Genomic DNA, 24,501 nt, shown 5'->3' on the forward strand with positions numbered 1-24,501 from the left:
AAAAGGAAAAAACCATGTCAGTCAAACATGAGTTTTTGATTATGACCTATGGTTTGTTCCAATGCGGAAGAAACAAGTTGCCGTCTTCTTGCGTCTGTCTATAGCCCAGCTTACAAGCACGCGGCCATGCAGATCCAACACACCACCAAGGCATAACAACCACCCATCATCCGTAGGAATGTACGTAATATCGGAAAGTCATTTCTCACATGGTTTGCTTGTTTGAAAATTTTGTTCCAAAAGGTTCTCGAATATGAGCAGATTATGCTTGGAATGTTCTTTTTATAAACACAAAAGCTCCCTTGGCAAGAGCAAGAGAGCTTCTGATCTGTACATTAAAAGGGGGTCCATGAGTATAGAATAACCTCTCGACCTTAAACACTGAGAGCAATTTACATTTGTATAAATAAATTAAATTTGATAAAATAACTGACCAACGTTCGTTAACATCGAGGTGATTCTATTGAAAAGTAAAGAGGTTAAAGACGTCGTTATAAATTTTTTTGCAATTAATGGGTATTAGGGAGTATCTCAGTCTCAAATTGCCGAGAATGTCGGTATGAGAAAACAGTCTCTCTATGCTCATTTCTAAGGGATAGATGATCTTTGATTTGTTTCAACAGAGCAAGCAGTTAAAGTTTTGGCTGCGTATGTCTTTTTTTCCACCTCTCCATCTTGCAACAGCGATTAATGAGGAAGTAATCGATACGAAAAAAAAGATTCAAACCGTACTAGAAAGCAAATTTCAAGATTGGATCGATGCCAAAGCCATCATGAAAGATACAGCCTTCATAACTACTCTTGCCTTCTTAGGTATAGTTGATTCGATCATGCTAGAGCTTGCATATGGAAATAATGAGAAACGTTTAAACGGTAAACTAAATGCCTCATGGACCGTATTTTGGAGAGGTATTTCACAGCTATGATTTTTCAGAGAGAGGTATTGCTTCATGAAGAAACCATTGAAAGAACAAAAAACAGTCTTACTCATTCTATTAAGTAATATATTCATTATTTTTCTGGGAGTCGGACTTATCATCCCTGTTATGCCATCCTTTATGAATATCATGCATTTATCAGGCCAAACGATGGGTTATCTTGTAGCAGCCTTTGCGTTCGCACAATTACTTATGTCTCCCCTGGCAGGACGATGGATTGACTGTTATGGCAGAAAAAAAATGATCATAATCGGCTTATTCATCTTCAGCGTATCAGAGTTGATCTTTGGTATAGGTACACATGTATCCGTTCTTTATTTATCCAGAGTTCTAGGAGGCATTAGTAGTGCATTTATTATGCCAGCCGTTACTGCCTTTGTTGCAGATATTACCTCAGTAGAGGAAAGGCCAAAAGCGATGGGCTATATTTCTGCTGCCATTAGTATTGGTTTTATTATTGGCCCAGGTATCGGAGGTTTTATTGCTGAGCTGGGAGTGCGTGCCCCATTCTACTTTGCTGCTGGCTTCGCATTGATAACATGTATTTCATCCCTATTTATTTTAACAGAGCCACTAACCAAACAGCAGCTTTTGGAAACCACTCAGCTTAAAAAAGATACAAACTTTGTAAGTGATCTCAAACGATCATTTCATCCACTATACATTATTGCCTTTATTATTGTGTTTGTACTGGCCTTTGGTTTATCAGCATATGAAACTGTATTTAGTCTGTATTCTGATCATAAATTTGGTTTTACTCCACGAGATATTGCTACCATTATAACAATAAGCGCAATCTTCGGGGTTGTAGTTCAGGTCTTTATGTTTGGTAAAATGGTAGATAAACTCGGTGAAAAGAAACTCATCCAGATATGCTTAATTGCTGGCGTAGTATTAGCGGTAGCATCCACCATGATCTCTAGCTATTTAGCCATTTTGCTAATAACTTGCTTCATCTTTCTCGCATTTGACTTGCTACGACCAGCATTAACGACCTATTTATCAAAAACTGCCGAAAAAGAACAAGGATTTATTGCTGGAATGAACTCAACATATACAAGCTTAGGCAATATCGTCGGGCCCGCGTTAGGCGGTATATTATTTGATGTAAACATTAACTATCCGTATCTCTTTGCTGCTGTTATTTTGTTTATTGGTCTTGTAATTACGATGATGTGGAAAGAAAAACAATCAGCAAGCAGCTTGGCGAAATAATATGAGGAACATTTTCAATTCTGGAGAACTCCATACAATCGTAGTTATGGTTATTTGTTTTCCAAAATAAGCATCGGGTTCTGTTTTGAACACCCCAACTCTGTTGAAATGGTATTGATTTCGTACTTCCGAAAAGCTTGCTTTTGTCTAAAATGTAGCTTAGAACTTGACCTCTGGAGGAAATAATTTTATAGCCTTGTGCCTTGACATATTCCTCAGATGTTCTTTTCATCACCCAGGACATCTCTGCTACATCCGGAAAGAATTAGCAGTACTAGCCCAATTATAAGAGTCATATTTGAAAGTCTTTTCAATTATTATCCTCCGGAGTATTCGTTCTGTAATTACAATAACGCAAGATTCGGTAATTTTGTTACATTTTTCTTTTGACAGTATGCGAATGCTAAACACTGTTACTCATTGTTAAATTTTTTATTAGAAATCCAAAAGTTCGTTATTAGAATTGTTAGTACAATACTTATAAGCGCTACTATAACATTCCACATTTCTTTCGCATCGACTGCTCCACTAATTAAAACTTCCATAGCATTTTTACTCATACTCGCTGGATTTATTAGATCTATGATAGGGTTCAAACCAACTACAATTCTGCACCCCAGTAGAAATACAATTGAAATTAACGCAATAACACCTTGGCTATTAAAAACAGTACTTATCATCGTAGTAAAAGATACCATAAACAGAACCCATAACAGATAAAACAACAAGGCTATAACCATATCCACAAAAATAACATTTGAAAATAATAAATTAACATACAGATACGAAATCACGTAACCTAACGCTGCACTACAAGCAACAAATATGTAATTGGAACTTATTTTTCCGCTTATATACGAAAATACAGTTACAGGTCTTGTAAGAATAAAAGCCAACATACCGTTGACTTTATCTGTCTGTATGACCCCCATCATCGAAATTGCAATAATCATAACTCCTAGCTGATCAAATTGAGACGCTAATGTACTCGCAAGTACTTCCCCACCTTGTTGAGCAGCCATACTAGAATCAATTGTGATACCTTGCGCTCCACCGAGCGCTTTTAATATGGATGGTAAATAATAACTAACAACTGGTTGTGTGATCCCTAAAAAAATAAATGCAAGTGGCAGCCAAATAATTTTAAATTCTCGTACGATTTGAACAAATTCTTTCTTCATTACCACATTAAAATTATTCACTTTCCCACCACCAATTTTAAAAATATCTCTTCTAATGTATCACTAATTATTTCAAACTTTACAAGATCAACATGATGATCCAATGCATTTCTTAGTAACATATTCTTGTTCAATCCAATGTTCCCAACTTGTATTTTAATTTTATTTCCTATAATCTCTACATTCTTTACATAGTTCAAATTTTTTAAAACTTCTAACCATTGTTGATTAATAGCTGCAACTTCAAAAATCATTTTATTTTCACTATTGCTGTTTAATAAATCTGATAAGGTTGTATCTTCAATTTTTTGGCCATCTTTGATTATTATGAATCTTTCACACATTTCTTCTGCATCACTTAATATATGTGTTGATAATAAAATCGTCGTTTCTCTCTTGATTTCTTCGATTAAATTCAGTACTTCTCTTCTACCAATTGGGTCTAATGCCGATACGGGTTCATCCATTAGAATTAATGATGGTTTATGTAACAACGCTTGTGCAATTCCAAGTCTCTGTTTCATTCCACCTGAAAATGTTCCAACTTTTGAATTCTCTTCTCCACTTAACCCTACTTTCGATAGTAATTCAGGAATCGACTTAGTTAATTCTTCTTGTTTTAATCCTGATAATTCCCCCATAAAAGTAAGAGTTTCATAGGCTGTCATCCAATGATAAAAGTTAGGATACTGTGGTAAATAGCCTATTTCCTTTTTCATTTTCGAAATTTTCTTGCCATCAAGCAATATTTCTCCCCTAGTAGGATTAATAATATCTGAAATCACTTTAATGAGCGTCGATTTGCCAGCCCCATTAGGTCCGATCAATCCCACACATTCCCCAGTCTCCAATACCATTGAAAAGTTATTTACAGCCGTTTTTGTTTTATATGTTTTAGTAACATTTTTGACTTCTAATTTCATATTTTTTCTTGATCCTTTCTGCCAATGACAAAATACAGAATCGGACCAAATGTGTTTACAAAAATAATAGTGAGACTCCAAAGTAAAACATTCTTTCTCGTTTTTCTATGCTTGTATAAATCCATTAATGCAATTAAGATCAAAATCATTCCTACAGCAATGACCGGTAAAATAACCGGTAACAAAGACATGAAATCAATTTCTTTTAATTCGTTCCATCCGTAATGCATTCGCACATCCACCACTCCTCTAAAGTCATCTTTAACAACCATTATGTTATCATTATTGATAATGATAACATAATGGTGTGAAATTATACACCTATTATTTTCGTTAAAATAATTGTTTTAAGTTTTATTATTATTTAAAATGATAATATTATTAGAGATAATAATGAACAGATGTTGTTATGATAGTGGGAGGAAAAAAATGGCTAATAAAGCGGAAATTATCATGCATCCCGTTAGAATGAAGATTTCTCAAGCATTAATGAGAAACAAAGAAAATGGACTGTCTCCACTAGAAATGGTAAAAATCATAAAGGATGTACCTCAGGCAACTCTATATAGACATATACAAGTTTTGTTAGAAGCTGGAGTTATTCGCATTATGAAAGAAAAAAAAGTGAGATCCATTTCCGAAAAGTACTACATATTAAATGAAGACGAAGCCCGAATTAGTGCAGATGAGTGGAAGAAGTCTTCTACTGAGGAAAAGCTAAATTATTTTTCGTTTTACCAACTATCGCTTAAGACTCAATATCTAAACTATCTTACCAAATTGGAAAAAATAAATTCCTCAGATGATGGTTCTACATTTTCACTTGTAGAATTAAAGCTTGATGATGATAATTTTATAAAGTTTCAAAATGAATTAAACGAACTATTGATAAAATACTATAACACTACTAACAATAGTAATGAACAGGTGCCTCTAATTAGAACTATTGCCGTATCCATTATTCCAGAATCCTAAATGAATAGATTAACGAACATTAATGATTCACGCGAACATCTCACCAATGACATATGGAGTAGCCAATCGACAAGAAGACAGGTTTGTTTTCCTGTTTAGTTTTTTCAATAGCTTCTTCCGACCAAGGGAACCAATCTACCGGATTGTAGGCGTGTTGTAGCGGAGGTTCCTACATTTCGAACCTCTCCAAATCCACTCTTGCTCATCTAATACGGGCTTGACCTGGTACCCACAGGCGAACCCATATTTCGTCTGACAGATGAAAATAATGTTTTAGACTAGCCTTAAAATGAAGCAGCGGCAGCCTTGGACGAGAAAATTAGGTCCTAGACTGCCGCTTTCACTTTTCAACTATCGTAACTGTCGTAGCTTAGTGATTTTCCCCTCGCAAAAAATCTTTCAACTCAGCAGAAAAATAACCAAGCTCAGTTGCCCTAAAAAAGGTCGTCCTTATACATAATATCAGTCCAGCCCATAAAATAACGTATGATACAGTATTTATCTCCCTGCACGTTGCGGGATATCCGTACGCACGGAGGCCTCTCTGACCGTTACGGGTCGACCGCCCCATTCGGCACCGTTTAGCTCATTGATTACGGTTTGCATTTTATCACGAGGTACCTCTACGAAACCATAACCGACCGAACGCCCTGTCTCACGATCCGTAGCGATTCGAACGGTCAGGACTTCGGAGTACGGTTTAACCGCATTTCCAAGTTCCTCATTGGTATAAGCCCAAGGCAGATTTCTAAATTCAAGTGTAGCGGTCTTCGAATTCGTCTGGATTGTTGCTCCCCCTATCGCATTGCTTGTACCTAATTTCAGCGCTTGCTTAATTGCTCCATTTGCGTCGTCATTGACCATCACAAGCATTCCTGCCAATGCGCCAATAATAAAAGTACCGCAAGCCGTTAAAATCGTTCTGCGATCCATTATGTATCCCTCCTGCAATAAATTGGTAACTCCAATATAACGTATCTTTCTTAAACATTCAGTAATTAATACCACAAATTGCGATGTTTTTCAGTTGCTAAGATTCATCTGAATATTTCGATGAAAAAGAGCCACAATTCCGGTGATAAGTGAGCCGATCCTCCGGAGAAAATCAACCATCCCTCCGGTAGAGGGAGACGCCGATGATACGGCGGCTCCAAGCGACTACTGGAAGAGGCGTTTATGTTTACGCATGGAATCAATGATGGCTGCAATATGCTTTTCAATTATCAATTGGTTACGCGAGTATCACTCGCTCGCCTTACAATTGATAGACATATGAACCTGATAAAAAGTTTAGGGGCTTCATTTTTATGAAGCAAACAACGCAAGTCGCCAAATATTTTCTTTCGGCTGCTTGCGTTGTTTGAAGAAGGTGTCCTCTTTGCCAGGGCTCCCTTCAATTGTTCATTATTATATTTAAACATGAAGAAACATAGCTATGCGTTCCTTACGAACCCTGTTCGTAGCAACCTGCGGTATTGCAGAAGCATAGCAGCGCGCCAAGTTACGAGCATGCCGAAAGCGAGTATGAAGAAAAGCGCCCCCGTTTGCGGGAAAGAAATATATTGTTCAATATAGCTGTGAAGCGCCGTGCGCAAAGCCAGCAGCCCCAATAGCACGAATGCAAACGATTTGGAGCGTTTGACGAACACCTTTCCTTCATCCATCACTAGTCTTGCGCTGCGGATTAACGGGTAAGAAAATAATAGCATTCCCGCCAAGAACGCTAGCAACGCCCACCTCGCGTCCACCCGGAAGGCGGGGGCGACAAACATGAAAAAGCCGGTGCTCATGCCGAGCGTAGGCACCATGATTTTTGCCGCATTGACCGGTTTTCTGCTTGACCGCGTACGGACGAAGACCGATAACAGCGCCATTCCAACCATACCGATGCTGATTAATGCTTGCTGCATATGAAGCGCACCAAATTGGACCATGATCGTAACCCTCCTTTTCATAAAACGGAATATTTTTGCGCATAACCGGAGTCTTATTTGAAGATACTTAATCCGACACCGATCAAATAAGGAACTAGCCACAATCCCCAAACAATCAGACTAAACTTATGAAATTGACGGATTTGGTTTTCTTTCTTTCTCCACAATACAACGGCTGCCCATATGGCATGAATGAACATCAAAAGAAGTGCCGCCATTCCTGTAATGCCGTGCAAATTAATCTCTCTGCTTGTATTCAGCTGTTCCATAAAGCCGGTGCCGATCGCATCGAACAACAATCCGGCAACAAAGAATCCTAGATGTTTTGGTTTCAACCGGCCCGAAATTTTTTCACTCCAAACTCCAATGGTATAAGCAACCAGTGCCAAATTAATAAATAGAACGGCGAATAATAACATAATAATACCTCCAAGTTTTATTATTGTTAGTCAGTTTTGATTATTACAAAGATGATTATATCTATTCATCTTTGATTAGTCAATAATGACTATATCCATTTTTGTTGGTAATTTGCGGTTCAGCCCGTAAAAAAATGCAGGTTCTGCGCTGCTGCGCAGAACCTGCATTTAAGATCCGTATTAAAGATGAGTTCAAATTCACTCGTTTTTTAGTTGTTCTATCAAAGATTGAAGCCAATTCCTCTCGGCTTGTTTGCATACAAGATGATGCTCGATTGATAAGTCTATTCCTTTTGAGAACTTATGTTTAGGAGTTTGCTGCAATTCTTCGATCTCAACGGTCAAGCCGTTCAATCGCTTCAAAAGACAATCAATCGCTTCTTCATTGGATAGATGGTCCATGAACATCAGTCCGATATCACCCTTGAAGGACGTCATATCCTGTTCAGACAAGTTGCCGCGAAGAAGCCAATAAAACTCCTTTTCTCCGGCTTCCGAAATGGAATAGACCTTTTTGGGCGGACGGTTTCCTTCCTGTTCCTCATGCACGCTAATAAAGCCAGCCGCATATAGCTTGTCCAGAAGGGCGTAAGCCGTTGCTTTTTTCATCGAAGTAATCCGACTCAAGTTTTTATCGATAAATTCATTGATTTGGTATCCATGCAGACTTTGGGACTTTAAAATTCCAAGTAATAGCAGCATTCTTTCGTCCATAGGGTTCCCCTTCTACCTAAAACTTCATCTAAAAACGAATGTGTGTATCTTCATCGAAAAGACTTCGACTAGAAGCTTTTCTTATATTACCGTAAATTCATGATGAAATAAAGGCTCATGGAATATTATTCATATTTAGGTCAGCTGCAAACTTTCTATAAACGGCCCCTGTTATTATTAACTGACCCTTATTCACGTAGTGTAACAACAACTGCAAATTTGCTCAAAAGGGGATGTCCTGATTAAAATAATTCGGTTTTACTATACGGTTATCATACGTAGAATGAAAAATTTCCGTTGTCGCCGGGGACATAGGCGGGATGAGCCATGTCCAGTCTCCCGTTACGCTCCTGCCTAGCTTCTGCTCCGTTTCTTCAAACCGTTTGAATTGGTCGGCGGCCGTATGGTGATCGGTAATACTAACATTGGCCAATTTGAACGAATGAAGAACCGCAATATTTAATTCAACAAGCGTCTTATCTTTCCATAATGTAGTATTGGAACCGCACTTAAGTCCCATCAATGATGCGACTTTAGGAAGCACATTATACCGCCCTTCGTCAGCCAGATTTCGGGCGCCTATCTCGGTTCCCATGTACCAGCCGTTAAATGGAGCGGCTGTGTATCGGATTCCGCCGATTTCTAGCGACATATCCGATATAAATGGGACTGCATACCACTGAAGAGCAAGCCCCTCAAAACTCAATTCGGGATGTCTAATCGGTACTTCGAGCACATATTCCCTTGGCACTTCAAACCATTTAGGGGGTTGATCTTCGATTTGGACGACGATGGGAAGTACATCAAATGGGGTTTCTTTCCCTCTCCATCCAAGCTCATAACAGGCTTTCGTCAAACGGATCGAAGCAGGATCGCCGATAACCCCGTTATTACGTTCGTAGCCTGCATATCGGATCAATTGATGGTTCCAAATCCGAATTTTCGATCTATTCAGCTCTTGTCGGAAAATAGTGATTGCAGGCCGGATTTTTCCGTGGTTCGTCGCATAATGAATATGACGGAAAATTGCCGCAACCATCTCGTCTTCCGAATCTGCAGCTCTGGAATCGAACACTTCCAGGGACTGCCAAAAGAGTCGTCCGATGCAGCGGTTGCTGTTACGCCACGCCAGTTTGGCGCCCATAGCCAATTCTTCATACGAGTGCGTATAAGTGCCGCAAGCTTCAATTTCTAAGCGGATATCGGCCAACCGCTTCACTAAATCCTCATTCGTCTTTCCAAGCTCGAGGAAACACGACTCAATAAACGATTGGGCTTCTTTGTATAATTGGTTGACGAACACAGGTACTTCCACTCCTCGAGTTATTCCGGATACTGACTACAAATTAATGATTCACACTAACATCTCATCAATAGCAGGTTGACGTAGGCACTCTTTCACTATGAATAACCTATGCTCAATAATACTGGCTTGCTCTCCCGAGCCGCCTTGCTAAAGGCTTCCTCACCTACGCATACCAGTCTACGGGATTATTGGCGTGTTGAGTTGATTAGATTTGACTTCAGGTTTATTATAACCTCCTCAGTTCGCATATAACAAAGGCTTTGTTACAGTTCATTGTAGATTTCATTATTGATCTGACAAGCACGATACGTGAATTAGTGATCTATAAATTAACAGCCACACATCCCTAAATATGGTAAAGTGTAGCGAGATGGTATTCAATAAAAGTGAGCTTTCATTGTCTCCAGAGTATCTTATTCAAAGTCTCTTCGGATTCTTTCTTCTTTTCTTGTGAAGAAATCTTCCAGAAACGACGAGCCTTATAACTGCTGTTTCCATTGGTTTAAAAATTCTTGGACATATAAGTAGCAAATCTGTCTGTGATTTATTTTACAGATATTTTTAGTGCAAATGATATTATTACTACATATAAAATAAACAAAAAGGATGGTTATCATGCCACGGAAAATACTTCGAAGTCAGTCAACTGAGTATCCTTTTACTATTAAATCAAACGAAACTAGAGTCATAACTCGTGAAGGGAAAGGAACTGTTACTAGTAGAATGAATGAATGGATTTACGTAAAGCTCGACAAGAATAATAACATAATAAAAACTAGTATCTATTTTGTTGAACTGCTTGAGACCGCATAAAAACCACATCATTTTCAGCATATAACAGAGCGTTATCTATTAGCGGTAATGTTCTGTTTTTAACTCAAAATAAAAACACCCAATTAGGGTGCTAAATGGACCTACGATATCAAACGAGATTAATTTTCGATGACAATGCCACTTAATTTTAGATTGACCAAGTTTGCGATTGTATCTCCTACAGGGCAAGTTTCTTCTAAAAACTTAACAAATTCTTCTACTTTTTCTTTTGGTGCGTCTGTTTTGATATGAAAGGTGTAACGAATATCTGAGTATCCAGGTCGAACGTCTGATTTTTTAAAGAATCCATCCAAATCTAGATCCCCTTCGACTTCCACTCGAAAATCTTCAAGATTGATATTAAACTTTTTTGCATAAACTCTGGCAACAATTGACTGACAAGCTCCCAATGAACCAAGTAACGCTTCGACTGGATTCATTCCAGTATCTGTCCCCCCCAAGCTCTTGGGTTCATCAATCGTAAACTCGAAATTTCTAGAACGAACATTAACGACTACGCCTTCTTGTAATTGTGCAGTTGCTTTGAATGTTGTAATAGCTATGATACTCACTCCTTTAGGATAAATAATAAGTTCTGTATAAGAATACCATATAATTCCGATAGTGTTAATAATCTTGCAGGGAAAGCCCTTTTCATTCTCAACATTTTGTTTAATTTTCTTTGTATAGAGTAATAATTAATGTAGTACCTAATTAGAACGGAAAGGTTGTTAGTTATGTTTGCACATATTGTGTTAGCCTATGATGGTTCCTATTCTTCGAAAAAAGCTCTAGAAAAAGCAATCGAATTTGCCAAAAATAATAACTCAAAACTTGAGGTTGTTCACTCTCTCCATAACCGAGCTGCTATAATTGGAGAAGCCATATTTACTCCTTCTGATGATTATGAAAAGGATTATTTAGAACATACGCAAGTTATTATAGACAAACTAAACGATGAACTGTCACATATTCCAAATGCAAAAGCGACACTACTTATAGGCAATCCAGTTACAACCATTTTAAATTATGCTTACGATATTTCAGCTGATCTGGTTATAGTAGGTAATAGAGGGCTATCTGATGTTAAGGAATTTTTCTTGGGAAGTGTAAGCCATAATTTAGTCCAACATTCTAGGATCCCAGTACTTGTGATAAAGTAATACACTCATAACTTCGACATCCTCAATGGATGTTTTTTTATTTTTCATTTCATCATATTCCAACAAATGTCAACACATAGTTAACATATTCCCTCTTTTATGCATTATTATATATGGAGGAGGGATGTTGAATTGCCGCGCTTACTTTACGAATACATCTATGTGAATATGTGGATCTTATTTTTTCTTACTCTAGTGTGGACTAATGATGGTCAAATATCTATATTTGAGGGATGCTTACTAATCATCATTTCTATTACAGGCATTGCCCTTGTTGCTAAAAAGCAATTGCGAGCACCAAATAGTTCTAAATTTCGAAAGCCCTTTTAGGAGCTTTCTTTTTTTTCTCGACAACAAGATTAACTATCAGATATTTCCAATCTTTTGTCGCAATCGTTTGGCCCACTTTCCCAAAAGTAGTCAAGTAACGACAACTGTATTCGAGTACCTTTTTATCTTCGTTCTGCTACTCTATTAAAAAAGCAGGAAGAAGATGTTCTATATGACTGATTTTCTAATTTTGCCGCTCATGATGCTTGCTATTGGTTGTGTTGCTCTTGTAACCATATTTGGACTGCAAGCCATTCTTAAAAAGTTTGAAAAGTAGCTCAAATTTTAGTCTATCTTATTCAGACTTTATGACTTGTAAATCCCCCATAGGCTTCGCAAGATCCCTCCAGCACAGAGGTATGACTTTACTGCTATCGACGTAAACAGTCCGTAAATATTGGGATACATTGTTAACCTGATCTTCTATGAGCACTTCTTTTATTTCGGACGCATTCGTTGGAACTAACTTATTCATTATGCTCTTGAAGCTACGTAACGGTAGAAACATAGCCAGACTCTTCTTGTAAGAACAATGTTTGGGGAACCGCGGCGAGCTTCCCGAGTCGTATTTAGATAACTTGACTGAGGAAAAATGTTCAGCTAATAAGGAGTTCGCATCGAATTCCAGGACAGCAAAGCCTTCTTCCGGTTCTCTTCTTGCGTAAGTGTCCATCATTTTCTGACAATCCTTCAAGGTTGGCCAAAAAAATACATGTCGATTCAGACACTCCCGAAATTGCTCCTGAGTGATTCCATGATCTATCATACTGTCAGGAATCCTTAAGTGAGCATTTAGAGTAACCGAGAACTCATAATAATTCACTACCCTAGCCTCTGAACGGCGTTCACCTGCCAAGTGGGGACTTATGTTATAGCTTGACAATAGAGCATCGTAATGGGCAATGGCGGACAAATTCGTTACTCTTGTAAAATGATAAAGGGACTTTCTGCTTTTTGCTTTTGTTATTGCATTAATAATAGCAGCTTTCATTATTTCATTCCTTCATGTCGTTATTGATATTTACCACTCAACAGCACCCCTGTTAACGGACTCCATACCAATTACACTTACAAATAAGGCAGCCTCACCCAAAAGGTTGTCCCTTTGCCCCATTCACTTTGTACCTCAATATTTCCTTGATGAAGCTTAATAATTTTATACGCAATAGATAGACCCAAGCCACTTCCGGAAAGAGTACGGTTTCTCGCTTTGTCTGCTTTATAGAAACGTTCAAAAATATGAGGCAGCTCGGAGTCAGGTATACCAATACCCGTATCGCGAATCGTCACGACAAGGTCTTGTTCAACCGAAATCTCGATCTGAATCGTCCCACCCGTGCGCGAAAACTTAATACTGTTTGTGATGAGATTAAGCCATACTTGATATAAAAGCTGGGGGTCGGCAGAGATTACGATTTCCGGCAATTCAATCTCCAGCAATAGCTGCTTCTCTGTCCATTGCCACTCCGTTAAAATCAAAATTTGCCTGATTTGTTCATCCAAACGAATAGCCGTCCTTTTCAAGACACTCGCTTCTTTGTCTAACGCAGCCAGTGTCAAAAGCTGTTTGCTTAATGACGACAAACGCCTGCTTTCGCTCTCAATGATATGAAGGTACCTTTCCTCTTCCTCCGAGGTCACTTCTTTATTCAGAATGGCTTGAGTGAAGCCTTGAATCGATGTTAAGGGGGATTGAATTTCATGTGATACATTAGCAACAAACTCCTGCCTCATATCATCTAGCTGCTTGAGCGACAATGCCATAGTAGAAAAATGTCTCGCCAAATTTCCAATTTCGTCTTGACGCGATAAATCCATAGCGATGTTATAATCCCCGCCAACAATTTTATTCGTGGCTTCCGTTAGCTTTTCCACAGGCTTCACGATGTATCGTGTGAAAATAACAATTAATACCAAGCTGCATACAAAAGTATACCCTAATATAACAGCAAGCAATCTCCGTACTTCGCCGATCTGTTGTTCCAAATTGGGGCGTACAAACAATGCATAGGCTTCCCCTTTCACTCTTAATGGAAGTCCTATACTGTTTTGAATGCTGTTTTCAAAAAAACTAGTAACCAGCCTCAGCCGATGTTCTTCCCATATACCATGATAGGTTTCTCCCTCAAGCACTCGGCGAATAGACTCAGGATCAATTTGTTTATGCTTAAAAGGGCCGCCGTAAAAAGTACCTTCCAGCTGATCGTTAACCAGATAGATCTGAAAGCCCATATTAGCTATGTGCGACATGTACTCATTCATATCCAATTCTGGCGTTTGTTCGTATAAAGCTCTGATTTCTCTAGCGATATTCATTACCTTTTGTTCGTTATTCCCGTCCGATCTACCCAAATAATATAGATTTGACACCAGCAATGCAAAAACACTACTCACCATCGCGATCAAAACAAAAGTGATCACAATCCGAAAATAGAGTGTCTTCATTCTCCACGCACCTCAAACTTATAGCCTAAGCCGCGCACCGTTGTGATAACAAAGTCGTCCGTTTTTTCATAGAAACGTTCCCGCAATCTTTTAATATGTACGTCAATAGTCCGGCTGTCTCCTTCATAATCGGTTCCCCAAATAAGCTGTAGAAGCTGCTCCCGTGTAAAAATACGTCCTGGGTTACTCGCCAGTTGCGCCAGTAGTTCAAACTCCTTTAAAGGCAGAACGATGGCATCATTACCGATTTTCACATCATAGCTTTTTCGGTCTATGGTCGTGTTATTAAGCTTAATCAATTCGGAGGAAACCATCTGATATCGGCGTAACAAGGCTTTGATCCGAAACATTAGCTCCTTTGGCTCGAACGGTTTTACCATATAATCATCTGTGCCCGATAAAAAACCTTTCTCTTTATCCTCTAGCTCTCCTTTAGCCGTCAGCATAATGACAGGGATATCAAAGTGCTTGCGTATTTCCTCGCACACCTCCCAGCCATTCCTCATAGGCATCATAACATCCACTACCGCTAAATGAACTTGCTCATTCTCCAAGATGAGAGAAGCTTGTTCTCCGTCTTCTGCCTCCAGTACGATGTAGCCTTCCTTCTTGAATATGTGACGCAGCAGCTCCCTAATGTGGGGATCATCATCTGCCACTAAAATACGGATTCTCAAGTTCTACACCTTCTCCAGTTGAATTCGCAACTTTAGCTTAAAAGAGAATTATGAACTGGATATGAATGGAACATTACAGTCGAGGCTCGATGCAGTAACCATTCAATAGAAAGCTCTCTGAGACAGTTGTAATCTTCCGTTCATCAGCCGTTCATATTACTAGCCTAAAATTCAATGTGTGAGACGAAGAATACAAATAAAAAGATAAAGGACGGGGGATTATACATGTTTGGTACTCTGTTATTTTTACACCTAACAGGTCTAATTATTTGGCTAGGCGCATTATTTGCCATTGTAGTCATGCTATTTATGTTAAGAAAGCAGTTAGGGTCTCAGGAACCCAATAAAATGGCAAAACGAATTATCCGCAGCTTCAGTATGTTCGCTCATCCGAGTGCTGTCATTGTTTTAATTAGCGGTGTCATTATGATTATTCAGATGGGGATGGGCAGCGGTAAGCCAATATGGCTGAATGTAATGGAAAAAGGGGGCGGAACCATCATACTGCTTGCTCTTATTCTGACTGGCATTTTAGGCAGTAAAATCAAAAAACGGCTGAGTACCGCCGAGCAGCCGCAGCAAGTTAAATTATCGGGCTATTTGGTAAGCTTGAGTTCTATGATCGTTCTGGCACTTTCTGTTGTACTTATTGTTAGTTTAAAAATTTAATTTTATGCTGCATGGCCTGAGCCTAGAAACAGACCGAGGAATTTGTATTCCGTGGTCTGTTTTAATACCCATTTAACTAGAAGGATTTTCTTTCACAGCCGATATAATCAAGAACATAGGTCTTCGTTTTTCATCTTTCATTACTTCATTATTTTTCAACATTTCATCGGATGGCATGGGTTCCTTAATGGCTTTTAATGCAAACCCCGCGCCAATTAAGTCATTAATATAAGTTGAGATTGTACGATGGTATTTAATTACATTTTCCGTTAAAAATGTTGTTTCGCGCACTCCCTCAGATTGATAGTTATCTACAGGCCAATGCAGACGGTTTCCTTGATCATCAAGATACCAATCTTGTTCATTTCGAGAGGTAAATATAGGATGTTCAACTGAAAAAACGAAAGCACCTCCTGGCTTTAGACAATCATGCACCTTTTTGCAAATGACCTCAAATGATTCGATATAGTGGAAAGCCAATGAACTAATAACTACATCAAATTGTGATTTTGAGAATTCAATATCTTCAATCGGAAGCTTTAGATAAGAAATTGCAGGATCATCTGTCTGTTCCCGGGCCCTTTGAAGCATGTTTTCAGAAATATCAACACCTATCACTGAACTTGCATGTTGCTCTCGAGCAAACCGACAATGCCAACCGAATCCGCATCCTAAATCAAGCACACTTTTATCTTTTAAATTTGGTATTAATTTTTTGAAAACATGCCATTCTCCCGCACCTTCAAGCCCTTTGATTGAACGCGGCATTTCTTTATAGGCAGAAAAAAATTTGGAATCATCATATTTATTTTGTTTCACCTGATACTCTCCTAATTCTAGAATGCTCACTCTATAGGAGTACCATTGAAACGCCTTGAATGTCAAGTTTTAGGGTAAAAAGCTGGATCTTAATGTTGAATCCTTACAATCCCGCTTACGCTATTTCATTTGAATGGAGGTAAAATTGAACATTTTCGCTATTCCCTTCGCACAAGACATTGCTTCTTTCTGCGTATTCCAGACATCTAACAATCCTGACGTAGGTTTACCATCCGTATTTTCTCCACTGATTTTTACGCAATATTGATTAACACAATCTTTGTAAATAGTAATGTCACTTACTGATCTAAGCTTAGCAATTGTTACGCTGCTAGGTGTCATTCTCATCGCTCAATCCTCTCGAAAAATAATACTTATGCTCATCATATAATTCAACAACAGTGGAATACACTGCGCTAAAAGAGAACTTCATTCCAACAAACAAAAAAATCCCACCGCGATTGATCGAACTGCGACCAAACACGATGGGAATCACTATAATCTTGTAAATGCGCCATCCCTTTCAGGATTACTTTTTATTCAATAGAGCTTTCGCAATTATGGCGTTACCCGCTTGCTCCGCATCGGATAAACCCTGCTCTACTGATTTTTTGCCATATAGGATAGCTTCCATTTCTTTCGACACAACGGGTTCAAGTGCGGTAGAACTAGGTATACGAATCAAGAATCGGTCGGCAGTTAATAGCTTTTCGGCAATGCCTTGGACAGGATTCGCTTTTAAAAAGGCTTTGTAACTATCCAGTTGAGACACACTGGCGCGAACAGGTAAATATCCCGTTTTTTGCGCCCAATATGCACTGTTTTCGGTATTGATTAGAAATTTAATGTAATTCCACGCGCCCAGCTTCTGTTCCTCTGTTAGATTACCGAATACGGTCACATTCGTCCCTTGAATATAAGCAACTGACTTTTTCCCTTTGGGAGGAACAGCAGCGAACCAGTCGAACTTGCCTCCAACCGCTTTATTAACAAAAGAAAGCCCTGCCGACGAACCTACATACATCGCGATATCTCCACGCCCGAACGGCTCAGACAAGAAGCCATCTTCTCCTGCTAGTCGAGCTGCACCGCTTTGCAGCATATCACGTATGAATGAAATCCCCGCTCTTCCTTCAGGTGAATTGAAGACTAATCTTTGATTTGTTTCATCGTAGAACTCACCGCCCGCTTGCACTACATAATTATACGATTCTAGTACAATGCCGTTCTCAAAGCCAGATCCGTAAATTTTCCCTTTGCCATCAGACTTTGTCCTCGTTAACTTGCTTGCCGCTACCTGCCATTCATCCCATGTCTGCGGTACTTTTACGTTGTTTTGTTCCAGCATCGTCTTATTGTAAAATAAAATGGGCGCGCTCTTATTGAATGGAAGACTATAATAATGACCATCCCACTTATTTTCTTCCCGGAGAAGAGGGTAAATATCGTTAAGCTCGGCTTCAGACATCCCGTGTTTCGGATCATTAATGTAAGGAGTCAAATCCGTCAGGAGACCTTCTCGGACAAATGATGTATTCCAATCCCCATAGGTTTGTGCTAAAGCTGGAGAACGATTGGCTTTGGCTGCGGCGATTAACTTCTGTTGCAAATCTGTATAGCTGCCTTGATACACCAGTTTAACTTTGACATTGGGTGATTGAGCCTCAAAGTCCGTCGTTATTTTCTGCAATGCTTGCGCCAATTCACCAGTCATAGCGTGCCAGAACTCAACCTCTACGGGTTTATCGATGGATGACGGGATTTTCGAGTCGTTATCGATAGAAGCTGATGACTCCGTTAAATTTTTGGGAATCGAGCTCCCACAGGCAGTCAAACTAAACGCAAGCATACTTATTCCTAAACGCTGAATCCATTTTTTCATAATTTCCCCTCCAAAATCAGTTCACATTCAGGGGCTCTTATCCCTTTAATCCTCCCTGTGAAACACCTTCGATTATATATTTTCGTAAAAAAACATAGCATAGCAGCATAGGAAATACGACGAAAGTGGAGGCAGCCATCAGTCGTTCGTAATTGACTCCAATCTCGGTCATAAGAGACACCAGGCCTACTTGAAGGGTGCGCATTTCTACCGAATTCGTGACAAGCAGCGGCCATAAATAAGCATTCCAGTTACCTATCGCTTTCATAAGTATCATGGTTGCAATCACAGGTTTAATAAGCGGTACCATAACCCGACGCAAATAGCCAAAAGGACTATACCCATCCACTCTCGCCGCGTAGTAATAATGTGCAGGAATGCTTTCAAAATGCTGTCGCAGCAAGTAGATGGAAAAAACACTTATCGATAAGGGAACAATCATCGCTTCGTATCGATCTATCCATCCTAGCTTTGTGATTGTAACAAAATTGGGAATAAGCAGCATTTCAGATGGAACCATCATTGCGCTCAGCAGCAGCGTGAACAATACGTCTCGGCCATAAAAGGACAGCCTTGCAAAAGCAAATGCAGCCAATATGGAAATAATCACACTTCCTAATGTACTGAATGAGGTAACCATGATGCTATTCCACAAATAACGGGAAAACGGGGCCGCTCCCCACATGTCAGCGTAATTTTGCCACATCAATCGAGATGGAATCCACTTGGGTGGGAGCAGCATGACTTCGGAGCTTGGTTTGAGAGAAGTCATAATCATCCAAACAAACGGCAAGAGCATGAAGATGCCCCCAGTACCAAGCAGTAAATAAATGATTAGCTTCGTTAAATCCCCTCTCATCACAGCGGAGTTCCTTCCTATATATGTACCTTTTTTCTTCCTATCGAAAGTTGAATAAGCGTAAAAACAAATATGATCAAAAAAAGCACATAGGAAGCAGCCGAGGCAATCCCAAACTCACTTTCGTTGTAAAATTTTCGGAAAATATAATACACTACGGTCATAGCCTGACTCATTGGACCGGGGCTTTTGCCAAATAAAACAAAAACTTCTTCGAACGCTTTAAAGGAGTGAATCATGGATACAACTGAAATGTATCCCAACGTAGGAGCAAGCAGCGGAAGCGTGATATATCTAAATCGCCTCCACTTGGGCGCTCCGTCCATTCTTGCGGCTAGCTGAAGCTGTGGATTCAATTGCTGCAATCCCGCCAAAAAAAGAATGACATTGTAGCCTAGCCCTTTCCATACGCTGAACAAAATGAGTGAAGGCATAGCCCATTCCGGTTTGGTCAGCCACTCAATAGGAGCAACTCCAACCCAGCCCAGCATCGAATTGAGCAGACCGTATTCCGAGTGTAAAATCCAACGCCACACTAAGGAAACGGCGACAACCGATGTGATCAAGGGTAAAAAATATAACGTTTGAAACCATGCTTGGAATCGAATGCGGCTATTCAACATCATCGCTATACTAAGCGATAGCAGGATCGACAACGGTACTACGCCTACAACATAGATCAACGTATTTTTCAAAGCAAGCCAAAACTCCGGATCGTTCAATACAAATATATAATTATCGAGACCTCGCTCATACACGATGCTTTTATAATAATTGTACTTGGTGTGCAGGCTCATATCGAAAGATAATAAAATCGGATACAAAAAAAAGACAGTGATACCAACTACTGCGGGAAGCAGATACATCCATGCACGCCATGTGCTATTCCATGATGGCTTATCATTCATAGGCCAACACCACAACAAGATCCCATAATATGGATTCATTCATGTTACTGCACCCATGCGCTCACCTGTATGCAGATCAAACCAATGAACATGTTTGGGTTGAACCTCCAACGAAACTCGCTGTCCCGATTGAACGGATGATTCCGCCGGAACGAAGGCCCGGACAATGGAATCTGCAAACCGGACTTTGACTAGCGTATCGCGCCCCATCGTTTCAACCGAAATGACAACCCCGCTCCAAACATCCTCCTTTGGTGCTCCAAGCAGCCAGTTCTCGGCGCGAACTCCCATCCAGAATGCTCCTGTTCGGAATGGAAGCGGTGACCACCCGTTTGGCAAGAGAGGGATATCCGATACATTGGGAAAGTTCAACTGTAAGGCAACGGCATCCCACTCAACTAACATCAGATTTATTGGCGGAGACCCGATAAACTCTGCTACAAATCGATGTTGAGGATATTTGTACAGATGTTGCGGCGCGCAATACTGCTGAAGCTGTCCATCCTTCAATAACAGAACGCGATCCGATACGCTCATCGCCTCTTCTTGATCGTGTGTTACAAGTACCGTCGTAATTCTCAGCTCTTGCTGAATAAGGCGAATTTCTTCGCGCAGCTCGATACGCAGCCTCGCATCCAGATTGGACAACGGCTCGTCCAACAACAGCAGCTTAGGCCGCTTAACAAGTGCCCTTGCAATCGCTACTCTTTGCTGCTGTCCACCGGAGAGGAGCCCCGGCTTTCGGTCTAACAAATGATCGATATGCAGCAGCTCCGATATTTCTTGTACTTGTTGCAATCTATCTTTCTTGGATAATTGTTGCATTTTAAGTGGGAAGCTTATATTTTCAAGAACCGTCATATGCGGATAGAGTGAGTAGTTTTGAAATACCATTCCTATCTCACGCTTTTCTGGCTCAGTCTGGTTCATGTTGCGTCCGTCAAACCACACAGCTCCCTCCGTTGGCTTATACAAACCTGCCAGCAAAAACAAGGTTGTGCTTTTTCCACATCCACTCGGACCGAGCAAAGTGACAAGTTCTCCATTAGGGATCGTTGCTGTGAGACGATTGACGGCAAGTTCGTTACCTAATCTCATCGATGCTTGTTCCAGTCGAACTTCCAACAAAAGTCCCTCCTTCGGATGTGTCGATTACTGTAGAACATTATACATTTCGATGTGAGTTATTACCAAGCTATTTTTGAGAATCTCATGCATTACTTAAATCACAAAAATAAATACACAAAAAAACATGATAATTCCCCTATGAGAAGAAATTATCATGCTATTTATAGATCACTTCAGCGCTTTCAGGTTGCCCCAAAACCTAAAGTCCTTCTTTTAATTAGGTTATTTAGTACGATACAACCATTGCTGAACGTCCGGTGTCTCAATGTTCTCTGGAGTTACCGATACGTTTTCCAGCACTGTAATCTTTTTAACATCTTTTTTGCCGTTCAGGTAGTCATACGTCATTTGAAGAATAATACGTGCTTCTTCCAGCGGTTTTTGTGAAATAATCGCCTGAAGCTCTTTTGCCTTCAGCGACTTCACTTGCTCAGGGCCCGCATCGTAGGAAACCAGCTTCACTTTGTCTTGTACATTTTTCACACGAAGCCCCTGTGCCACACCGGCACCTGAAACCACATTCGCAGCAAACACGCCGCTCAAGTCCGGGTTGGCAAGTAGGATATCCTGCGTCTTTTTCGCAGCAATTGTGGCTTGGTCGTCACAATACTCGGTCGCTACAACTTGAATGTTGGGATACTTTTTAATTTCTTCCAAGAAACCCTTTTGGCGATCATCCGTTGTCGTAATGCCTGGCTTCGTATTCATAACCAACACTTTTCCTTTCTCCCCAATCTCCTTGGCAAGTGTATTCGCACCCAGCTTGCCTCCCTGCAGATTATCAGAGGTAACATTGGCTACATATGCGGAATCGTCAGAGACGTTCGTATCTACAGTGAACACCGGAATGCCAGCGTTCATAGCTTTCTTAAGCGGAGCTACCATTGCTTTGGCATCGTTCGGCGCAATGATGATGGCGTCAACCTTTTCAGCTATCAAGCTATCAACGATTGGCGTCTGCTTCGTGTAATCCCATTCCGGTGCGCCGGTCCAGATGAGATCCACATCAAGCTTCTTTGCTACTTCTTCGGCACCAAATTTCATGGAGATGTAGAATGCATCCGTTGTGATTCCCGCAACATAGGCTATTCTCTTCTTTTTCTTGTCCTTAGTTCCACTGTCTGTAGTGGCCGCCGCCTTGGTATCGCCAGCTGCTGGAGCAGCCTTTGGCGAATCCTTGGGTGAAGCTGCCGACCCCGATCCAGCCGAGGAACCGCATGCTGTGAGCGAAATGGAAAGAATCAATGCGAAAAGCATGAGTACTGTTTTTTTCATTTTGCATAAACCTCCCTTAAAATATGGTTCCATATAGAGAAGACGATCACTATTATCGTCTATTTCTATTGCGCAATTGATCAATATAAACCGCGAGCACAATAATGGCACCGATGGCCACGATTTGCCAATACACCTGGACATGTGCCAGCACTAATCCAGTCAGGAGCACCGCAATAATGGCAGCACCGACAACCGTTCCCCAAATACTGCCCCGGCCGCCAAACAAACTGGTTCCGCCGATCACGACTGCCGCCACTGCATTTAATTCCGTGTGAGAACCAGTCAGTGGTGACCCATTAACGAAGCGCATCACAATGATGATACCAGCCAGCGCCGACAAAAAGCCGGATAGCACGTAAACTTTGGTTAAATGGCGTTTAACGTTGATGCCTGCGCGAGCCGCTGACTCTACATTGCTGCCAATAGCATAGGTATAACGACCGAAGCGTGTCTTCGTCAGCAGTACGTAGATCCAAACAACTGCAAGCACCGTTATCAGAACAGAGAAACTGATAACTCCGAAATAGACATGGTTCCCTACTGTACCAAGCTCATTGGGAAGATTCGTCACGCTGGTTCCGTTGCTGATAATAAAGGTAAGTCCTGTGCAAATACCGAGCATCCCGAGCGTTGCGATAAACGGTGTGATCTTCCATCTGGATATAAGCAAGCCGTTAATGAATCCAACTAAAACCCCTGTACACAAACCTCCCAAAACACCCAGCGGGATCGAAATCCAATGGCTTATGCCATGATCCATGCCGTATTCCAAAATCAGTGCAAATACAATGCTAGATAGCCCCATGTTCGCTCCAACGGATAAGTCAATTCCGGCAGTCAGAATGATAACGGTTTCAGCCAAAGCTAGCAAAAGTGTATCCGTCATAAACGTCGAGGTATTATTCCAATTTTCGATTGAGAAGAATACCGGATTGATTATGCTAAATACAAGGATTAAAAGCATCAGAACACCAAAGATCCAAAACTCTCCAAGCTGCTGTGAAAAAGAACGAGTTTGCAATTCCAATGAAGTAGACGTATTTCTATTCACTTGTTTCCATGCTCCTTTCTCATGAGCGAATGCTTGACTGTTGAAGCCGTGCGATGCTTTCGGATTGTAACGAACCTGTAATATACTGAACCACTTCGTTCACCGTCGTATCCTTTACATTCAAATCGGCAACAACCTCGCCAAGGCGAAGGATGACTATCCGATCGCAAACGTCGAAAACAAAAGGCATAGTGTGACTGATAAAGATAACGGGAATTCCTTTGGAACGAACCTGTCTAACCAGATCTAGCACCATTGCAGATTGCTCCACCCCCAAGGCTGCTGTCGGTTCATCCATGATAACCAGCTTGTTCCCCCATTTTACTGCTCTTGCTACGGCTACTGCTTGCCGTTGTCCTCCGGAAAGGTCTGAAATGTTTGAACTGAGGTCGCGTACCCGAATGTTAAGCTTGGTGAATAATTCTTCCACTTCTGCGAACATGGCTTTGCGGTCTAAGAAACCGAATTTCTCTCTCCAGCCCTTTTTCAAAATTTCCCGTCCTAAAAACAGGTTGGATTCAATATCGAGATCCGTTGCCAGAGCCAAATCCTGATAGACAGTCTCAATTCCTGAGTCACGGGCCTCTTGCGGTGATGTGAAATGGCAAAGCTCTCCTTCGAGTAGCATCTCACCTTCATCAGCAGCAAGCGCGCCGGAAAATACTTTAATGAGCGTCGATTTACCTGCCCCATTATCACCCAGGATCCCAACTACTTCACCTGGATAAATGGAGAAATTGATCCCTTTGAGCGCTTGAATGCGGCCAAAGTTTTTGATGATGCCCTTTGCTTCAAAGGCTGGTACGCGGTCCATTATTCCCCCTCCAATCGTTTGTAACCGCTTTCCATTTCATTATACCTACCGTACATTTAC

General features: G+C 40.6%; 26 protein-coding genes and 2 pseudogenes. 5 read left to right on the top strand and 23 right to left on the bottom strand.

The annotated features are described in order from the left end of the window. Positions 1-599: 599 nt before the first annotated feature. Both GC093_RS28120 and GC093_RS28125 read left to right on the top strand, forming a co-directional pair. Positions 600-926, top strand: coding sequence for a hypothetical protein (locus GC093_RS28120; RefSeq protein WP_246315518.1), 327 nt, complete (start codon positions 600-602; stop codon positions 924-926). Between the two features lie 24 nt (positions 927-950). Further along, complete coding sequence (locus GC093_RS28125) at positions 951-2,153, top strand: MFS transporter (RefSeq protein WP_171655246.1); 1,203 nt, start codon at positions 951-953, stop codon at positions 2,151-2,153. 413 nt (positions 2,154-2,566) lie between these two features. Here GC093_RS28125 and GC093_RS28130 read toward each other — a convergent pair whose 3' ends face one another. The 3 genes from GC093_RS28130 to GC093_RS28140 are packed head-to-tail and all read right to left on the bottom strand — an operon-like array spanning position 2,567 to position 4,493. Beyond that, a complete protein-coding gene (locus tag GC093_RS28130; protein ID WP_171655247.1) occupies positions 2,567-3,355 on the bottom strand; it encodes an ABC transporter permease in 789 nt (262 codons plus the stop codon). Then, positions 3,352-4,257: an ABC transporter ATP-binding protein gene (locus GC093_RS28135; protein ID WP_171655248.1), complete on the bottom strand. Its 906-nt coding sequence runs from the start codon at positions 4,255-4,257 to the stop codon at positions 3,352-3,354. The genes GC093_RS28130 and GC093_RS28135 overlap by 4 nt, the downstream gene beginning before the upstream one ends. Continuing rightward, positions 4,254-4,493 (bottom strand): PLD nuclease N-terminal domain-containing protein, encoded by a 240-nt coding sequence (locus GC093_RS28140; protein WP_171655249.1) that lies wholly within the window; start codon positions 4,491-4,493, stop codon positions 4,254-4,256. The genes GC093_RS28135 and GC093_RS28140 overlap by 4 nt, the downstream gene beginning before the upstream one ends. A 193-nt stretch (positions 4,494-4,686) precedes the next feature. Between GC093_RS28140 and GC093_RS28145 the strand changes: the two genes are divergently transcribed. Continuing rightward, positions 4,687-5,232 (top strand): helix-turn-helix domain-containing protein, encoded by a 546-nt coding sequence (locus tag GC093_RS28145; protein ID WP_171655250.1) that lies wholly within the window; start codon positions 4,687-4,689, stop codon positions 5,230-5,232. 43 nt (positions 5,233-5,275) lie between these two features. Here GC093_RS28145 and GC093_RS28150 read toward each other — a convergent pair. The 8 genes and pseudogenes from GC093_RS28150 to GC093_RS28185 form a co-directional block, all read right to left on the bottom strand. Then, a pseudogene (locus tag GC093_RS28150) lies at positions 5,276-5,392 on the bottom strand (DUF255 domain-containing protein); the annotation flags it as partial. Between the two features lie 338 nt (positions 5,393-5,730). Further along, the gene (locus tag GC093_RS28155) at positions 5,731-6,165 is read right to left on the bottom strand and encodes an RNA recognition motif domain-containing protein (RefSeq protein WP_216624868.1); all 435 of its coding nucleotides are present in this window, start codon (positions 6,163-6,165) and stop codon (positions 5,731-5,733) included. Positions 6,166-6,665: 500 nt separating this feature from the next. Then, positions 6,666-7,166, bottom strand: coding sequence for a CcdC family protein (locus GC093_RS28160; RefSeq protein WP_171655251.1), 501 nt, complete (start codon positions 7,164-7,166; stop codon positions 6,666-6,668). 53 nt (positions 7,167-7,219) lie between these two features. Continuing rightward, the gene (locus GC093_RS28165) at positions 7,220-7,585 is read right to left on the bottom strand and encodes an HsmA family protein (RefSeq protein ID WP_171655252.1); all 366 of its coding nucleotides are present in this window, start codon (positions 7,583-7,585) and stop codon (positions 7,220-7,222) included. 198 nt (positions 7,586-7,783) lie between these two features. Further along, positions 7,784-8,299, bottom strand: coding sequence for a PadR family transcriptional regulator (locus GC093_RS28170; protein ID WP_171655253.1), 516 nt, complete (start codon positions 8,297-8,299; stop codon positions 7,784-7,786). Between the two features lie 223 nt (positions 8,300-8,522). Continuing rightward, a complete protein-coding gene (locus tag GC093_RS28175) occupies positions 8,523-9,602 on the bottom strand; it encodes a nitric oxide synthase oxygenase (protein WP_171655254.1) in 1,080 nt (359 codons plus the stop codon). A gap of 101 nt (positions 9,603-9,703) precedes the next feature. Further along, positions 9,704-9,804, bottom strand: a pseudogene (locus GC093_RS28180) (DUF255 domain-containing protein); the annotation flags it as partial. Between the two features lie 733 nt (positions 9,805-10,537). Next, positions 10,538-10,981, bottom strand: a complete 444-nt coding sequence (locus tag GC093_RS28185) for an OsmC family protein (protein ID WP_171655325.1) — start codon at positions 10,979-10,981, stop codon at positions 10,538-10,540. 174 nt (positions 10,982-11,155) lie between these two features. Between GC093_RS28185 and GC093_RS28190 the strand changes: the two genes are divergently transcribed. Continuing rightward, the gene (locus GC093_RS28190) at positions 11,156-11,581 is read left to right on the top strand and encodes a universal stress protein (RefSeq protein WP_171655255.1); all 426 of its coding nucleotides are present in this window, start codon (positions 11,156-11,158) and stop codon (positions 11,579-11,581) included. Positions 11,582-12,206: 625 nt separating this feature from the next. On the opposite strand, the gene GC093_RS28195 is transcribed toward GC093_RS28190, so the two are convergent. The 3 genes from GC093_RS28195 to GC093_RS28205 form a co-directional block, all read right to left on the bottom strand. Beyond that, the gene (locus GC093_RS28195) at positions 12,207-12,902 is read right to left on the bottom strand and encodes a DUF7002 family protein (protein WP_171655256.1); all 696 of its coding nucleotides are present in this window, start codon (positions 12,900-12,902) and stop codon (positions 12,207-12,209) included. A 77-nt stretch (positions 12,903-12,979) separates the two neighbouring features. Continuing rightward, positions 12,980-14,356 carry a HAMP domain-containing sensor histidine kinase gene (locus GC093_RS28200; protein ID WP_171655257.1) on the bottom strand — a complete coding sequence of 459 codons (1,377 nt, stop codon included), beginning with the start codon at positions 14,354-14,356 and terminating at the stop codon, positions 12,980-12,982. Further along, complete coding sequence (locus GC093_RS28205; RefSeq protein ID WP_171655258.1) at positions 14,353-15,033, bottom strand: response regulator transcription factor; 681 nt, start codon at positions 15,031-15,033, stop codon at positions 14,353-14,355. The genes GC093_RS28200 and GC093_RS28205 overlap by 4 nt, the downstream gene beginning before the upstream one ends. 225 nt (positions 15,034-15,258) lie before the next feature. On the opposite strand from GC093_RS28205, the gene GC093_RS28210 reads away from it, so the two are divergent. Next, positions 15,259-15,702, top strand: coding sequence for a CopD family protein (locus GC093_RS28210; RefSeq protein ID WP_171655259.1), 444 nt, complete (start codon positions 15,259-15,261; stop codon positions 15,700-15,702). 72 nt (positions 15,703-15,774) lie between these two features. Here the strand turns inward: GC093_RS28210 and GC093_RS28215 are convergent, their stop codons facing one another. From GC093_RS28215 to GC093_RS28255, 9 genes are all read right to left on the bottom strand, one after another. Beyond that, positions 15,775-16,521, bottom strand: coding sequence for a class I SAM-dependent methyltransferase (locus GC093_RS28215; RefSeq protein WP_171655260.1), 747 nt, complete (start codon positions 16,519-16,521; stop codon positions 15,775-15,777). A 120-nt stretch (positions 16,522-16,641) separates the two neighbouring features. Continuing rightward, on the bottom strand, positions 16,642-16,869 hold the full coding sequence (locus GC093_RS28220; RefSeq protein ID WP_171655261.1) for a hypothetical protein: 228 nt from the start codon (positions 16,867-16,869) through the stop codon (positions 16,642-16,644). 181 nt (positions 16,870-17,050) lie between these two features. Beyond that, complete coding sequence (locus GC093_RS28225) at positions 17,051-18,403, bottom strand: ABC transporter substrate-binding protein (protein ID WP_171655262.1); 1,353 nt, start codon at positions 18,401-18,403, stop codon at positions 17,051-17,053. A 37-nt stretch (positions 18,404-18,440) separates the two neighbouring features. Next, the gene (locus GC093_RS28230; RefSeq protein WP_171655263.1) at positions 18,441-19,262 is read right to left on the bottom strand and encodes a carbohydrate ABC transporter permease; all 822 of its coding nucleotides are present in this window, start codon (positions 19,260-19,262) and stop codon (positions 18,441-18,443) included. A gap of 17 nt (positions 19,263-19,279) precedes the next feature. Further along, positions 19,280-20,170, bottom strand: a complete 891-nt coding sequence (locus tag GC093_RS28235) for a carbohydrate ABC transporter permease (RefSeq protein ID WP_171655264.1) — start codon at positions 20,168-20,170, stop codon at positions 19,280-19,282. A 39-nt stretch (positions 20,171-20,209) separates the two neighbouring features. Beyond that, positions 20,210-21,295: an ABC transporter ATP-binding protein gene (locus tag GC093_RS28240; RefSeq protein ID WP_216624870.1), complete on the bottom strand. Its 1,086-nt coding sequence runs from the start codon at positions 21,293-21,295 to the stop codon at positions 20,210-20,212. Between the two features lie 225 nt (positions 21,296-21,520). Beyond that, complete coding sequence (locus GC093_RS28245; protein ID WP_171655265.1) at positions 21,521-22,573, bottom strand: ABC transporter substrate-binding protein; 1,053 nt, start codon at positions 22,571-22,573, stop codon at positions 21,521-21,523. Between the two features lie 52 nt (positions 22,574-22,625). After that, positions 22,626-23,627 carry an ABC transporter permease gene (locus GC093_RS28250; RefSeq protein ID WP_171655266.1) on the bottom strand — a complete coding sequence of 334 codons (1,002 nt, stop codon included), beginning with the start codon at positions 23,625-23,627 and terminating at the stop codon, positions 22,626-22,628. Between the two features lie 19 nt (positions 23,628-23,646). Next, the gene (locus tag GC093_RS28255) at positions 23,647-24,441 is read right to left on the bottom strand and encodes an ATP-binding cassette domain-containing protein (protein WP_171655267.1); all 795 of its coding nucleotides are present in this window, start codon (positions 24,439-24,441) and stop codon (positions 23,647-23,649) included. Between the last annotated feature and the right edge of the window lie 60 nt (positions 24,442-24,501).

The organism is Paenibacillus foliorum (genome assembly GCF_013141765.1).
In the GTDB taxonomy this organism is placed as follows: Bacteria; Bacillota; Bacilli; order Paenibacillales; family NBRC-103111; genus Paenibacillus_S; species Paenibacillus_S foliorum.

Coding starts and splice junctions, on each gene's coding strand:
- GC093_RS28120 (WP_246315518.1), top strand. CDS start 600: ATGATCTTTGATTTGTTTCAACAGAGCAAGCAGTTAAAGTTTTGGCTG.
- GC093_RS28125 (WP_171655246.1), top strand. CDS start 951: ATGAAGAAACCATTGAAAGAACAAAAAACAGTCTTACTCATTCTATTA.
- GC093_RS28135 (WP_171655248.1), bottom strand. CDS start 4,257: ATGAAATTAGAAGTCAAAAATGTTACTAAAACATATAAAACAAAAACG.
- GC093_RS28145 (WP_171655250.1), top strand. CDS start 4,687: ATGGCTAATAAAGCGGAAATTATCATGCATCCCGTTAGAATGAAGATT.
- GC093_RS28155 (WP_216624868.1), bottom strand. CDS start 6,165: ATGGATCGCAGAACGATTTTAACGGCTTGCGGTACTTTTATTATTGGC.
- GC093_RS28160 (WP_171655251.1), bottom strand. CDS start 7,166: ATGGTCCAATTTGGTGCGCTTCATATGCAGCAAGCATTAATCAGCATC.
- GC093_RS28165 (WP_171655252.1), bottom strand. CDS start 7,585: ATGTTATTATTCGCCGTTCTATTTATTAATTTGGCACTGGTTGCTTAT.
- GC093_RS28170 (WP_171655253.1), bottom strand. CDS start 8,299: ATGGACGAAAGAATGCTGCTATTACTTGGAATTTTAAAGTCCCAAAGT.
- GC093_RS28190 (WP_171655255.1), top strand. CDS start 11,156: ATGTTTGCACATATTGTGTTAGCCTATGATGGTTCCTATTCTTCGAAA.
- GC093_RS28195 (WP_171655256.1), bottom strand. CDS start 12,902: ATGAAAGCTGCTATTATTAATGCAATAACAAAAGCAAAAAGCAGAAAG.
- GC093_RS28200 (WP_171655257.1), bottom strand. CDS start 14,356: ATGAAGACACTCTATTTTCGGATTGTGATCACTTTTGTTTTGATCGCG.
- GC093_RS28210 (WP_171655259.1), top strand. CDS start 15,259: ATGTTTGGTACTCTGTTATTTTTACACCTAACAGGTCTAATTATTTGG.
- GC093_RS28220 (WP_171655261.1), bottom strand. CDS start 16,869: ATGAGAATGACACCTAGCAGCGTAACAATTGCTAAGCTTAGATCAGTA.
- GC093_RS28225 (WP_171655262.1), bottom strand. CDS start 18,403: ATGAAAAAATGGATTCAGCGTTTAGGAATAAGTATGCTTGCGTTTAGT.
- GC093_RS28230 (WP_171655263.1), bottom strand. CDS start 19,262: ATGAGAGGGGATTTAACGAAGCTAATCATTTATTTACTGCTTGGTACT.
- GC093_RS28235 (WP_171655264.1), bottom strand. CDS start 20,170: ATGAATGATAAGCCATCATGGAATAGCACATGGCGTGCATGGATGTAT.
- GC093_RS28245 (WP_171655265.1), bottom strand. CDS start 22,573: ATGAAAAAAACAGTACTCATGCTTTTCGCATTGATTCTTTCCATTTCG.
- GC093_RS28255 (WP_171655267.1), bottom strand. CDS start 24,441: ATGGACCGCGTACCAGCCTTTGAAGCAAAGGGCATCATCAAAAACTTT.